We start from the raw sequence: 14,008 nt of genomic DNA on the forward strand, positions 1-14,008 counted from the left end.
CATGAACCTGTCGCGCCCCTTCATCACCCGCCCCGTCGCGACGACGCTGCTCGCGCTCGGCGTCGCGCTCGCGGGCCTGTTCGCGTTCATCAAGCTGCCGGTGTCGCCGCTGCCGCAGGTCGACTTCCCGACCATCTCGGTGCAGGCGTCGCTGCCCGGCGCGAGCCCCGAGACCGTCGCGACCAGCGTGACGAGCCCGCTCGAGCGGCACCTCGGCTCGATCGCCGACGTGTCCGAAATGACGTCGACGAGCACGGTCGGCAACGCGCGGATCATCCTGCAGTTCGGCCTGAACCGCGACATCGACGGCGCCGCGCGCGACGTGCAGGCCGCGATCAACGCGGCGCGCGCCGACCTGCCCGCCTCGCTGAAGAGCAACCCGACCTACCGCAAGGTCAACCCGGCCGATTCGCCGATCATGGTCGTGTCGCTCACGTCCGAAACCTCGTCGCCGGCGAAGCTGTACGACGCGGCGTCGACGGTGCTGCAGCAGTCGCTGTCGCAGATCGACGGGATCGGCCAGGTGTCGGTCAGCGGCTCCGCCAACCCGGCCGTGCGCGTCGAGCTCGAACCGCAGGCGCTGTTCCACTACGGGATCGGCCTCGAGGACGTGCGCGCGGCGCTCGCGTCCGCGAACGCGAACGCACCGAAGGGCGCGATCGAATTCGGCCCGCAGCGCTACCAGCTCTATACGAACGACCAGGCCTCCGACGCGTCGCAATACCGCGACCTCGTCGTCGCGTACCGCAACGGCTCGGCCGTGCGGCTGTCCGACCTGTCCGACGTCGTCGATTCGGTCGAGGACCTGCGCAACCTGGGCCTCGCGAACGGCAAGCGAGCGGTGCTCGTGATCCTGTACCGCTCGCCCGGCGCGAACATCATCGAGACGATCGACCGCGTGCACGCGGCGCTGCCGCAGCTCACCGCGTCGCTGCCGGCCGACATCACGGTCACGCCCGTGCTCGACCGGTCGACGACGATCCGCGCGTCGCTGAAGGACACCGAGCACACGCTGCTGATCGCGGTCAGCCTCGTCGTGATGGTCGTGTTCCTGTTCCTGCGCAACTGGCGCGCGACGCTGATCCCGAGCGTCGCGGTGCCGATCTCGATCATCGGCACGTTCGGCGCGATGTACCTGCTCGGCTTCTCGATCGACAACCTGTCGCTGATGGCGCTGATCGTCGCGACCGGCTTCGTCGTCGACGATGCGATCGTCGTGCTCGAGAACATCTCGCGGCACATCGAGAACGGCAAATCGCGGATGCAGGCCGCGTTCGACGGCGCGCGCGAGGTCGGTTTCACGGTGCTGTCGATGAGCATCTCGCTCGTCGCCGTGTTCCTGCCGATCCTGCTGATGGGCGGCATCGTCGGGCGCCTGTTCCGCGAGTTCGCGCTAACGCTGTCGCTCGCGATCGCCGTGTCGCTCGCGGTGTCGCTCACCGTCACGCCGATGATGTGCGCGCGCCTCTTGCCCGAGTCGCACGACCCGCGAAGCGAAGGCCGCTTCGCGCGCTTCCTCGAGCGCGGCTTCACGCGCATGCAGCGCGGCTACGAGCGCTCGCTGTCGTGGGCGCTGCGCCGGCCGCTGCTGATCCTGATGACCCTGTTCGCCACGATCGGGCTGAACGTCTACCTGTACATCGTCGTGCCGAAGGGCTTCTTCCCGCAGCAGGACACCGGGCTGATGATCGGCGGCATCCAGGCCGACCAGTCGACGTCGTTCCAGGCGATGAAGCTGAAGTTCTCCGAAATGATGCGGATCGTGCAGAGCAATCCGAACGTGAAGAGCGTCGCGGGCTTCACCGGCGGCACGCAGACCAACTCGGGCTTCATGTTCGTCACGCTGAAGGACCGCACCGAGCGCAAGCTGTCGGCCGACCAGGTGATCCAGCAACTGCGCCCGCCGCTGGCGGACGTCGCGGGCGCGCGCACGTTCCTGCAGGCCGCGCAGGACATCCGCGTCGGCGGCCGGCAAAGCAACGCGCAGTACCAGTTCACGCTGCTCGGCGATTCGAGCGCCGACCTGTACAAGTGGGGGCCGATCCTGACCGAGGCGCTGCAAAAGCGCCCCGAACTGACCGACGTGAACTCCGACCAGCAGCAAGGCGGCCTCGAGGCGATGGTGACGATCGATCGCGCGACGGCCGCGCGGTTCGGCATCAAGCCCGCGCAGATCGACAACACGCTGTACGACGCGTTCGGCCAGCGCCAGGTCTCGACGATCTACAACCCGCTGAACCAGTACCACGTCGTGATGGAAGTCGCGCCGAAATACTGGCAGAGCCCCGCGATGCTGAACCAGGTATGGATCAGCACGTCGGGCGGCAGCGCGAACGGCTCGCAGACCACCAACGCGGCGGCCGGCACCTACGTCGCGACGTCGGCCGGCACGTCGAGCGCCGGCACGGCCGCGCAGAGCGCCGCGGCGATCGCGTCCGATTCCGCGCGCAACCAGGCGCTCAACTCGATCGCGGCCAGCGGCAAGTCGAGCGCGTCGTCGGGCGCATCGGTATCGACGTCGAAGTCGACGATGATCCCGCTGTCGGCGATCGCGACGTTCGGGCCGAGCACGACACCGCTGTCGGTCAACCACCAGGGGCTGTTCGTCGCGACGACGATCTCGTTCAACCTGCCGCCGGGCGTGTCGCTGTCGCAGGCGACGCAGGTGATCTACCAGACGATGGCGCAGGTCGGCGTCCCGCCGACGATCGTCGGCAGCTTCCAGGGCACCGCGCAGGCGTTCCAGCAGTCGTTGAACGACCAGCCGATCCTGATCCTCGCCGCGCTGCTGGCCGTCTATATCGTGCTCGGGATCCTGTACGAGAGCTACATCCACCCGATCACGATCCTGTCGACGCTGCCGTCGGCCGGCGTCGGCGCGCTGCTCGCGCTGCTGCTGTTCAAGACCGAGTTCAGCATCATCGCGCTGATCGGCGTGATCCTGCTGATCGGCATCGTGAAGAAGAACGCGATCATGATGGTCGATTTCGCGATCGACCAGACGCGCAACAACCGGAAGTCGTCGTTCGACGCGATCCACGAGGCGTGCCTGCTGCGCTTCCGCCCGATCATGATGACGACGATGGCGGCACTGCTCGGCGCGCTGCCGCTCGCGTTCGGCAGCGGCGACGGCGCCGAGCTGCGCGCGCCGCTCGGGATCGCGATCGCCGGCGGCCTGGTCGTGTCGCAGGTGCTGACGCTCTATACGACGCCGGTCGTCTATCTGTACATGGACCGGCTGCGCGTGTGGGCCGAGAAGCGGCGCAACCGCCGGAATCCGGGCGGGCCGGCGGTCGCCGGGGAATGATGGCAGCGGCTGCCCGTCAGGCGGCCGCTTTCCGCGCTTGAACACCGGCGGCGATCGGCTATCGTGTTTCCATGCCCACCGCGGCGCCCTTCACGGGAACACGCCATGAACGTCCAGTTGAACCACACGATCGTCTGGTGCCGAGACAAGCACGCGTCGAGCCGCTTCCTCACCGAGCTTCTGGAACTGCCGCCGCCGACGCCGTTCGGCGCGATGCTGGTCGTCGCGCTCGACAACGGCGTGTCGCTCGATTTTTACGAAAAGACGGGGGAGATCACGGCGCAGCATTACGCGTTCCTGACCGACGAAGCAGGCTTCGACCGCGTGTTCGCGCGCATTCGCGAGCGCGGGCTGCTGCACTGGGCCGATCCGGCAAAGCGGCAACCCGGCGACATCTACCGCCACAACGGCGGCCGCGGCGTGTATTTCGACGATCCGGACGGCCATTTCCTCGAAGTGATGACGCGGCCGTATGTGCTGAACGGTTAGCTCGGCAGGCCGGCCGGCGTTGCGCCGGCCGGTATTGCGCGGGCCGGGTGCCGTCCTGTTTCGGACGATCCCGGCCCGGCTGCGGTTTATTTACTCGGTAGCCGCCGTCTTGCGCGGCCGACGCGCGCGCGGCGCCGCCTTGCGGGCCGGCTTCTTCGGCTTGGCAGCGGCCGGTGCTTCGGCAGCCGATTCGACCGGCGCGGCGTCATGCGACGGCTGCGCCGCGGCAACCTCGCCGCCGAAATCGCCGGCCGCCGGCTCGGCGTGCGTCACCGCTGCGTGCCGGTCGTCGCCCTGCCCCGCATCGCGATGTGCGTCGTCGGCATGCCTGCCGTGCGCGTGCTTGTCGCCATCGTGCTGCGCCGCGCCATGCGCGGCATCGTCCGGCTTCCCGGCCTCGTGACGGCCGGCGCTCTTCGCGGCGGCGGTTTTCTTCGCGCCGGTCTTCTTCGCCGCACTCTTGCGTGCGCGCTTGCGGCCGTCCTTCGCGTCGCCGTGCGCATCGGCCGCATCGGCCGTGACGGCAGGCGCGACCGCCGCTGCGTCGGCGACTTCGGCAACGACCGCCTCCTGCGCTTCGACCTGCACGCTTTCGTGCACGACCGCTTCCGCCCGCTGCCCGCGACGTCGCGATTCCCGCCCGGCCCGCGCCGGCTCCGCCGCGCGCATGCCGTGGTGCGCGGCGGCGCCTTCACCGCCCGCCGCGACGTGCTCCGCAGCCGCCGGCTGGCGTGCCCGCGACACGAACGCGCCCGACTTGTCGTCGCGCCCCACTTCGAGCAGGCCGCGCGCCTGCGCCTCGTCGAGCAGGTTGCCGAACGCGCGGAACCCGTAGTACGACTCGTTGAAATCCGGCTTGCGGCGCTTGATCGCGCTCTTGAGCACCGACGCCCAGATCTTGCCGACGTCGTCGCGCTCCGACGCGAGCGCGTCGAACGTCTCGACCGCCAGCGCGATCGCCTCGGCCTTGCGCGCGTCCATGTCGTGCTTGCGCGACGGCTCGTCGGGCCGCTTCGCGCCGCCGTTGCCGGCGCGCTGCTGTTGTTCGCGCTTCGCGAGCGTGCGCTGCTGCTCGCGCACCAGATCGTCGTAGAAGATGAATTCGTCGCAGTTCGCGACCAGCAGGTCCGACGTCGATTTCTTCACGCCGACGCCGATCACCTTCTTCGCGTTCTCGCGCAGCTTCGACACGAGCGGCGAAAAATCCGAGTCGCCGCTGATGATCACGAACGTATCGACGTGCGACTTCGTGTAGCAGAGATCGAGCGCGTCCACGACGAGCCGGATGTCGGCCGAATTCTTGCCCGACTGGCGCACGTGCGGAATCTCGATCAGCTCGAAGCTCGCCTCGTGCATCGACGCCTTGAAGCCTTTGTAGCGATCCCAGTCGCAATAGGCCTTCTTCACGACGATGCTGCCCTTCAGCAGCAAGCGCTCCAGCACGGGCTGGATGTCGAATTTCTCGTACTTCGCGTCGCGCACGCCGAGCGCGACGTTCTCGAAGTCGCAGAACACGGCCATGCTGACGTTGTCCAGGGGTAATGCCATGTGTACTCCAACCGGTTGGCCGACGCGTTATAGGACGCAGCGTCGAAAAATGCATCGCGCACATGATAGCCGGTCGGCGCGTCATTCCCGAATCCGGGTGAATGAATGACCGCCCGAACGTGCGCCATGTCGCCGGGGACCGCGTATCCGCACCGGAAGCCCGCGCCGGTACGCCCCTTATTACCTGTACGCCGCCGCCGCGATTCGACATTACACTTGAGTTATCGGTCGTCCGTCCCTATCTGGGAGGATGACGCATCGAGCAAGGAGCGGTTTCATGACGACGAAGGTACTGCTGATTGGCGCGACCGGCCGCACCGGCCAGGCCTGCGCGGATCTGCTGCTCAAGCAGCCGGAGTTCGAGGTCACGGCGCTGGTGCGCCGGCACGGCTATGCGCTGCCGGGCGCGAAGGTCGTCGAGGCCGATCTGACGGACGATTTCTCGCACGCATTCCAGGGCATCACGCACGTGATCTATACGGCCGGCTCGGCCGAATCGGAAGGCGCGGCCGAAGAGGAGCAGATCGACCGCGACGCGGTCGCCCGCGCGGCCGAGTATGCGCTGGCGTACAACGTGCAGAAGCTCGTCGTGATCAGCTCGCTGTCCGCGTACTGGCCCGAGCAGAGCCCCGACGCGCTGCGCCACTATTCGCAGATGAAGCGCGAAGGCGACGAGCGCGTGATCGCATCCGGCGTCGACTACGTGATCCTGCGCCCCGGCCCGCTCACGGACACGCCGGGCGTCGGCAAGATCGCGCTGACCGAGGAGCGCGTCGAGCCCGCGCCGCCGGTATCGCGCCAGGATGTCGCCTGGGCCGCGATCGAGGCGATCAAGCTCGGCATCTCGCGCAAGATCGTCGGCTTCGTCGGCGGCGGCGTGCCGATCGAGCAGGCATTGCGCGCATAACGCGGCTCCACGCGCGCCGCCTCGCGAGGCGGCGCGTTTTCCCGTGCCCGCGGCCCGCACGACGGGCGGCTTACGCGTGGGCCTGCCGCTTACTGCTTCGGATGCGCGTCGGCCCACGCCTTCACGGCGGCCAGCGTGTTCTCGACGTGCTTGTCGGGCGACAGGCTCGTGTATTCGTACAGAATCTTCCCTTCCGGCGAAATCACGTAGGACACGCGGTTCGCGCGGTCGAGCGCCGGCAGCTTCGCGTCGTATTCGCGGATGATCTTCGCGTCCGGGTCGGCCGCGACCGGGAACTTGCTCCGGCACTCGCTCACCGAGAATTTCGTCAGCGTGTCGATATTGTCTGCCGATACACCGATCACCGTCGCGCCATAAGCCTTGTAACGGTCGACCGCATCCGCGAACGCATGCGCCTCGATCGTGCAGCCCTTCGTGAACGCGGCCGGGTAGAAATACAGCACGACCGGCCCATGCTTCAGCGCGTCGGCGAGCGAGTACGTGTAAGTCTTGCCGCCCAGCGACGCCTGCGTCGTGAAGTCCGGCGCCGCGGCGCCCGGCTTCAGTTGCGCCTGTGCCATCAGCGCATGGCAGGCCACCAGCGCCGCCGCGGCGCCCAGCAACAGTTTTCGCTTCATCTGCGTCCTCATTTCTTATAAAGTCAGCCTCGATGTAGGCCACGTTGGCGTTCGCCTGTCGAACGCACGTGCATGATCCGGTCCAGCGGCAGCGCCATCCGCGCCCGGCCCGTTAAAGATTCCGCACAGTCTGCCGTTATTCCTTCCGGACAACCGGTTCCAGCCCTTCACGTCAGCGAGAAACATGGAAGCCAACAGGAAACAGACGTCACGCAAGGGCTCCTGGCGCAGCGCCTTGCATACGCTGCGCCGTTTCGCCTGGTCGGGCGGTGCGCTGATGCCCGCGCGCGCCGGCGCGCCGCGGCGCGACGACTCCGTGCGCAACTGGCTGGAACAGACGGTCGGCACGGTGGATTTCCTCGCCCATGTCGACCGCGAGCTGCGCTTTCTGTACGTGTCCGACGCGAGCCTGCGCTTCATCGGCTACCACCGCGACTACCTGCACACGCTGACGCTGCGCGACCTGATCGCCGAACAGGATACCGCGGCGCTCGAAGGCCTGCTTGCGCGCGCCGCGCATTCGGGCCAGGTCGAGAAGGCGACGATGTGCATCGTCAAGTCGCTGACCTACCCGCTCGACGTCGAGATCCGCGCGTTCAAGAGCCGTCACCTCGGGGTCGACGGCTTCGCGATCGCGGCGTTCGACGTGTCGTCGTGGCGCGCGCTCGAGGCTCGCCTCACGTACGAAATGCACCACGATCCGATGACGGGGCTCGACAACCTGTCCGCGCTCGTGCCCGCGCTGATGCGCGCGCAGCAGACCGCCGACGAGGACGGCACCTGCGCGGCGCTGCTGCTGCTCGACCTCGACGACTACCAGCGCATCAACCGCGCGCTCGGCTACGACGCGGGCGACACGCTGCTGCGCGAAACCGCGCAGCGGCTGAAGGCACTCGTCACGCCGAACGAACGGCTCGCGCGCGTCGCAAGCGACAAGTTCGCGATCGTGCTCGGCGCGCCGGACCGCGCGCAGGCGAGCCATGCCGCCGACGCGCTCGCGCGCCGGCTGCAGGCCGCGGTGCGCGAACCCTACGTGTACCAGGGGCAGACGGTGCACTTGTCCGCCAGCATCGGCATCGCGCTCTATCCGGACGAGCGTGCCGCGCCGCATCGCGCGCAGCACCACAGCCCGCTGCTGCGCCGCGCCGATCACGCGCTCGCGCAGGCGAAGGCATCGGGCGGCAACGCGCTCGCGTTCCATGCGCCTGTCGACGATCCGGCCGACGCCGAACGGCTGAAGCTCGAAGCCGATCTGTACGACGGCGTGCGCAACGGCGAGTTTTCGCTCCATTTCCAGCCGATCACGCACAGCCAGTCGTGCGCGGTGGTCGGCGTCGAGGCGCTGATCCGCTGGCGCCATCCGGTGCACGGCCTCGTGCCGCCGGCGACCTTCATTCCGCTCGCCGAATCGATCGGCCTGATCAACTATCTCGGTAACTGGGTGCTCAAGGCCGCGTGCATGCAGCTCGTCGCATGGGACCGTCAGGGGCTCGCGCTGCAGTACGTGGCGGTCAACGTGTCGCCGCAGCAGTTCCGCGACCCGCGCTTCACGCAGAGCGTGCGCGAGGCGATCGCGCTGACGGGCATCGACCCGCGCCGCATCGTGCTCGAAATCACCGAAAGCCTGCTGATGCACGACCCCGCGCACGCGAAGGGGCTGCTCGAGGAGCTGACCGATCTCGGCATCCGTTTCGCGATCGACGATTTCGGCACCGGCTATTCGAGCCTCGCGTACCTGCAGCGCTTCCCGCTTGCGAAGCTGAAGATCGACCGCAGCTTCGTCGAGAACCTGCTGACGTCGCGCAACGACCGCGCGATCGTGTCGGCGGTGGTCGGCCTCGCGCAGACGCTCGATCTCGAGCTCGTCGCCGAAGGCGTCGAGACCGAAGCGCAGCGCGAACTGCTGACGGAGATGGGCTGCAATCACATCCAGGGCTGGCTCGTCTGCCAGGCGCTGCCGTCCGAGGAACTCGCACGGCGCTTCGAGGCGCAGCAACTGCACCTGCACGCCGCCGCCTGACGCGCGCGGCGAACCGGACAGATCCGTATGTCAATCACCGAACACCTGCCCCGCACCGCATTGCTCGACAAGCTGTGGGCCCGGATGAACGAACGGGGCGACTTCCCGCTGCTGTCGGAATCGCTGCGCGCGACGATGGCCGCGATGAAGAACGACGACCTCGACTTCACGGCGCTCGTGCGCGTCGTGCTGTCGGATTTCGCGCTCACGCAGAAAGTGCTGCGGCTCGCGAACTCCGCGATGTACATGGCATTCGGCGGCAACATCACGACCGTCACCCGCGCGCTGATGGTGCTCGGCCTCGACGCGGTCGGCCATCTCGTCGTCGGGCTGAAGCTCGTCGACCATTTCCACCACAGCACGCCGCGACGCATCGACGCGAAGCTCGAACTGAACCGCGCGCTGCTGTCCGGCTGCGTCGCGCGCAAGCTGACCGAGCACGCCGAGCTGCGCGGCGGCGAGGAAGCCGTCGTCTGCACGCTGATGCGCCAGGTCGGCAAGCTGCTGGTGGTCTGCTATCTCGACAGCGAATGGGACCGGATCCGCCGGCGCACGGCCGAACTGAACGGCGACGAAGCGGCCGCGTGCATCGACGTGCTCGGCGTCGGCTTCGACGAGATCGGGCTCGAAGCGGCCGCGCGCTGGCGGCTGCCCGACGTGATTCGCGCGGGGATGGCCAACGACGATCACGCGGCCCACGCCGACGCGTTCGACGACGAATACGACGACGACCGCAACGCGGGCCATGTGGCCGACGACGGCCCGGCCGACCGCGTACGCTGGCTGCGCGCGGTGAGCCGCTGCTCGACCGAGGTCGCGAGCGCGCTCATGATGCCCGCGAGCCCGCAGCGCGACGCGCGCATTGCGGCGCTCGCGCAGCACTACGGCACGGAGCTCGACATGGAGTCCGACGCGCTCGTCGAGATCGCCGAGCTGCTCGCGCGCGAGGAAGCGAGCGACACCGTGATGCGCGAGATCGTCGAGCTGCGCGCGAACGCCGATGCGATCGCGCGCGCGCAGGCCGAGCCCGAGGCATGCCTCGAAGCCGGCCTCGCGGACCTGCGCGCGCTGCCGTCCGAGCATGTGCTGACGCCGGTGCTCGCGCTCGCGTCGGAAAGCCTGCTGGCCGGCCTCGCGTTCACGCGCACCGTGATGTTCGTGCGTCACGACGACGGCACGTTCGCCGCGCGCCTCGGCTTCGGCCCCGGCGTCGATACGGCGCTCCGCCGGCTGCGCTTCGACGAACGCTTCGAGCCGGACGTGTTTCATCTCGCGATCACGAATTCGGTCGGCATCTTCATCGAGCAGGCGCAGGAACCGAAGATGCTCAAGCGCCTGCCCGCGTGGTATCTGGACGCGTTCGACGACGCGCGCGCGTTCGTGCTGCTGCCCGTGCGGGTCGGCACGACGACCGTCGCGCTGCTGTATGGCGACTGGGCAGGTGCGCAGCCCGCGCGCAAGATCGCGCAGCAGGAGATGAGCGTGCTCAACGAGCTCGCGCGCGAACTGGGCCGGTTCTTTCCCGCGTAGCGCGGCCAGCGGCGGCCTGCCCGCGTCGTTTCCAGCCTCCCGAACGCAAACCGGCCGCATAAGCGGCCGGTTTGCTTGCATCGTGCGATCGAACGAAACGCTTATTTGAGCGTCACGGGCACGCTGAAGTACTTCTTCGCGAGGTTGTCGATCGTGCCGTCGGCCTTCAGGTCCTTCAGCGCCTGATCGAGCGCGGTCTTCAGCGCCGCGTCGTTCTTGCGCAGGCCGAAGCCGACGCCCGAGCCGAGGATCTCGGTGTCGCTGACCGTGCCGCCCGCGAACGCGAAGCCCTGGCCCTGCGGCTTGGTCAGGAAGCCCTTCGAACCGGCTTCCGAATCCTGGAACGTCGCGTCGAGACGGCCCGACTTCAGGTCGGCATAGGCCAGGTCCTGCGTCTGGTACGGCACGACTTCGACGCCGGCCGGCGCCCACTTCTTCTTCGCGTACGCTTCCTGGATCGTGCCCTGCAGCACGCCGACGCGCTTGCCCTTCAGCGATTGCGGGGTCGGCAGCAGGCCGCTGCCCTGCTTCGCGATCAGTTGGTTCGGAATCGTGTAGATCGGATCGGTGAACGCGATCGCGTGCTTGCGCTGGTCGGTGATCGTCATGTCCGAGTTGATCGCGTCGAACTTGCGCGCCTGCAGCGCGGGGATCAGGCCGTCGAAGTCGTTCTCGACCCACACGCACTTCGTCTTCAGCTTCGCGCACACCGCGTTGCCGATATCGATGTCGAAGCCGGTCAGCTTGCCGTCGGGCGTCTTGTATTCGAACGGTGCGTACGAGGCCTCGACGCCGAACCGGATCTCCTTCAGATCCGCGGCAAACGCGCTGCCTGCCGCCACGGCCGATGCCGCCACCACCGCGTGCGCGGCCACTTTACGCCAATCCAACTTCATCAGGTGCTCTCCTCGATACTCGAATGTTCCGGAACTACGGGCGCTTGCATCATTGCAGGGCCGGATGGCCGCGACAATGTCGATGCCGCGCCGTGATGCGGCGCAACAGCCGCAAGGCCGCGATTGTACCAATCCGCGCGGCCCGATACGGCAAAGCGGCCGTCCGCGCGGGATGCTGCGGTGCGCGCGCGGCGCCGGCCGTGCCGGCCGCCGAACTTGCAAGACGATGTCGCAAATATGCAAGGCCGGGGGCCGGGGCCTTCACGGCCGCGCAATCGGTCGGGACACGCGCTCAGACAAGTGCCGCGAGCGTCTCGCGCGTCGTGTCGACGACGAGCAGACCCGCGCGCAGGCCCGGCTTCACGGTCGGGTTCGGAAACACGATCCGTTCCTCGTCGTGCGTCACCGTGTAGCGGTAGTCGCCGTCCTGCGCGAGCACCGTGCCGCGCGCGAACGCGGTGAAGTTCGCGACGTCGGCCGCGACGAACAGCTCGAGCGCGTCGCTCTGCTTCGTGATCTGGTCGATCACGGTGAATACGCGCGGCAACGCGGCCCCGGCGTCGCTCCGCGCACCCGATACGAGTCGACGCACGGCCAGGTCGGCCGGCGCGAAGCGCGTCAGATCGTTCTGGCCGAACGGCCGCACCTTGCCGAGTTCCAGCGTGCATGCGAGCGCGCCGCAGTGCTCGGCCGTGAAATGCGAATACGTGTTGCCCTTCGCCGTATGCAGCAGCACGGCCGCGATACGCGCGTCGCCGAGCCATTCGACCATCGTGCGCGTCGGCGGCGTGCCGGTATGCGGCAGCAGCGCGAACTGTTCGAACACCGACGCGCGGATCGCCGTATGCATGTCGATGTGCCAGCGCACGCCGCCCGCCGGCGCCGCCGCGAAGAACGCGGCAGCCGCCGCTTCGAGCTGCGCGGCGCGCGGCGCTTCGCGGCTCGCGGGCACCTGCGCGTGACGGCCGCTGAACAGGCGGTTCAGGTCGTCGTCGAGATAACGCTCGCCGGCACGCATCGCCGGCACGTTGCCGAGCACGACCAGCAGCCGGCACGCGAGCGGCAGCGCGCCCGATGCGAGATCGCGCACGAGCATCGACAGCAGCTCGATCGGCGCCGTCTCGTCGCCGTGCACGCCCGCCGATACGAGCACGCTCGCGCGCGCCGCACCGTCAGCCGCGGCCGGTTCGAGCGCGAGCAGCCCGTCGCCGAGCCATTGCCAGCGGACTGCCCCGCCCGCGCAGGCGCCGTCGGTCACGGCCGGCGTGCCGCCGGCCAGCGTGAACGCGAGAAAGTCGTCGAGCGGCGCGGCGGCGGACATCGGTGCGTCAGCGCTGGAAGTCATACAGCGACCCGACGCGCAGGATCTGCGTGAGCTCGTCGAGCGCCGTGCGCGATTCGTCGAGCAGCGCCGGATCGGCGAGGTCTTCCGGTGCGAGGCGATCGCGATAGTGCTTGTCGATCCACGCGTCGAGCGACGCGAACAGCGTGTCGTCGATCCACACGTTCGACGTGACCGCCGCGCGCTCCGCCTCGTTCAGCACGACGCGCAGGCGCAGGCACGCGGGGCCGCCGCCGTTCTTCATGCTTTCGCGCAGGTCGAACACGAGCACGTCGTGGATCGGGCCGTTGCCGGCCGCGAGACGGTCGAGATAGGCCGCGACGTTCGCGTTCTCGCGGCATTCCTGCGGCACGACGAGCACTTGCGAGCCGTCCGCGCGCGACAGCAGCTGGCTGTTGAACAGATACGACGTCACCGCGTCGTTCACGCTCACGGCCGCGTCGGGCACCTCGATCACGTTCAGGCGCGCGCCGCGTGCGTCGAGCGCGGCGGTCAGCGTGTCGTAGATCGCCTGCTTGTTGACGAATGCGCGCTCGTGCGTGAACAGCGTGTCGCGGTTGCCGACCGAGATCACGTCGTTGTGGAACACGCCGGCGTCGATCACGTCCGGATCCTGCTGCGCGTAGACCGTCGCTTCTTCGGCGAGCCCGTGGCGATGCGCGACCGCGCGGCTCGCCTCGAAGGTCTGGCGTGCCGGGAAGCGCTTCGGCTCGGGGCCGCGGCGGTATTCCGCACGGCCGTATACGAAGAACTCGATGCCCGGCTTGCCGTATTCGGCGCAAAAGCGCGTGTGGTTCGCCGCGCCTTCGTCGCCGAGCGCCGGCGTGCCCGTCAGCGCCTCGTGCACCGCGAAGTGCGCGGGATCGGCGAACAGCGTCGACAGCGTGCGGCGCGTCGCGTCGTGCTCGATAGCGCGATGCAGCTTGCTGCACAGGTTCGCCGGCGTGAAGTGCACGCGGCCGTCGCTCGTGTCGGCCGACGGGCTGACGGTGGCCGCGTTCGCGGTCCACATCGCCGACGCCGAACTCGCCGCCGCGAGCAGCTCGGGCGCCTGCTTCGCGGCCTTCGCGATCACGTCCGCGTCCTTGCCCGAGAAGCCGAGCTCGCGCAGCAGGCGCAGCGACGGCCGCTCCTGCGGCGGCAGCACGCCCTGCGCGAAACCGAGATCCGCGAGCTGCTTCATCTTGCGCAGCCCCTGCTTCGCGGCGGCCTTCGGGTTCGCGGCCGACTTCTCGTTGTTGAGCGACGCCACGTTGCCGAACGACAGCCCGGCGTAGTTGTGGGTCGGGCCGACGAGCCCGTCGAAATTGGCTTCTTGTGCGTTCATCGTC

General features: G+C 68.5%; 10 protein-coding genes. 5 read left to right on the forward strand and 5 right to left on the reverse strand.

What is annotated here, in order from left to right:
• Position 1 precedes the first annotated feature (1 nt).
• Both AC3WLY_RS17215 and AC3WLY_RS17220 read left to right on the forward strand, forming a co-directional pair.
• The gene (locus AC3WLY_RS17215) at positions 2 to 3,307 is read left to right on the forward strand and encodes an efflux RND transporter permease subunit (RefSeq protein WP_492309177.1); all 3,306 of its coding nucleotides are present in this window, start codon (positions 2 to 4) and stop codon (positions 3,305 to 3,307) included.
• Between the two features lie 105 nt (positions 3,308 to 3,412).
• Positions 3,413 to 3,796 carry a VOC family protein gene (locus AC3WLY_RS17220; protein ID WP_492309176.1) on the forward strand — a complete coding sequence of 128 codons (384 nt, stop codon included), beginning with the start codon at positions 3,413 to 3,415 and terminating at the stop codon, positions 3,794 to 3,796.
• 90 nt (positions 3,797 to 3,886) lie between these two features.
• Here AC3WLY_RS17220 and AC3WLY_RS17225 read toward each other — a convergent pair whose 3' ends face one another.
• A complete protein-coding gene (locus AC3WLY_RS17225; protein ID WP_492309175.1) occupies positions 3,887 to 5,344 on the reverse strand; it encodes an NYN domain-containing protein in 1,458 nt (485 codons plus the stop codon).
• A gap of 277 nt (positions 5,345 to 5,621) precedes the next feature.
• Here AC3WLY_RS17225 and AC3WLY_RS17230 point away from each other — a divergent pair, with 277 nt between their 5' ends.
• Positions 5,622 to 6,251, forward strand: a complete 630-nt coding sequence (locus AC3WLY_RS17230) for an SDR family oxidoreductase (protein ID WP_034183153.1) — start codon at positions 5,622 to 5,624, stop codon at positions 6,249 to 6,251.
• Positions 6,252 to 6,340: 89 nt separating this feature from the next.
• On the opposite strand, the gene AC3WLY_RS17235 is transcribed toward AC3WLY_RS17230, so the two are convergent.
• Positions 6,341 to 6,889, reverse strand: coding sequence for a peroxiredoxin (locus AC3WLY_RS17235; protein WP_492309174.1), 549 nt, complete (start codon positions 6,887 to 6,889; stop codon positions 6,341 to 6,343).
• 277 nt (positions 6,890 to 7,166) lie between these two features.
• Here AC3WLY_RS17235 and cdpA point away from each other — a divergent pair, with 277 nt between their 5' ends.
• Together cdpA and AC3WLY_RS17245 are read left to right on the forward strand one after the other, a co-directional pair.
• Positions 7,167 to 8,909 (forward strand): putative bifunctional diguanylate cyclase/phosphodiesterase, encoded by a 1,743-nt coding sequence (gene cdpA, locus AC3WLY_RS17240; protein ID WP_204426344.1) that lies wholly within the window; start codon positions 7,167 to 7,169, stop codon positions 8,907 to 8,909.
• A gap of 27 nt (positions 8,910 to 8,936) precedes the next feature.
• Positions 8,937 to 10,439: an HDOD domain-containing protein gene (locus AC3WLY_RS17245; protein ID WP_492309173.1), complete on the forward strand. Its 1,503-nt coding sequence runs from the start codon at positions 8,937 to 8,939 to the stop codon at positions 10,437 to 10,439.
• A 101-nt stretch (positions 10,440 to 10,540) separates the two neighbouring features.
• Here the strand turns inward: AC3WLY_RS17245 and AC3WLY_RS17250 are convergent, their stop codons facing one another.
• The 3 genes from AC3WLY_RS17250 to astB all read right to left on the reverse strand — a co-directional run bounded on the left by AC3WLY_RS17250 (position 10,541) and on the right by astB (position 14,004).
• Complete coding sequence (locus tag AC3WLY_RS17250; RefSeq protein WP_111017476.1) at positions 10,541 to 11,335, reverse strand: ABC transporter substrate-binding protein; 795 nt, start codon at positions 11,333 to 11,335, stop codon at positions 10,541 to 10,543.
• Positions 11,336 to 11,627: 292 nt separating this feature from the next.
• Entirely contained in the window at positions 11,628 to 12,656 is a 1,029-nt protein-coding gene (astE, locus tag AC3WLY_RS17255; protein ID WP_175962449.1) for a succinylglutamate desuccinylase, read from the reverse strand.
• 7 nt (positions 12,657 to 12,663) lie between these two features.
• Positions 12,664 to 14,004 (reverse strand): N-succinylarginine dihydrolase, encoded by a 1,341-nt coding sequence (astB, locus tag AC3WLY_RS17260; protein WP_310136888.1) that lies wholly within the window; start codon positions 14,002 to 14,004, stop codon positions 12,664 to 12,666.
• Positions 14,005 to 14,008 lie beyond the last annotated feature (4 nt).

Source organism: Burkholderia sp. FW306-1C-G01B (assembly GCF_058781685.1).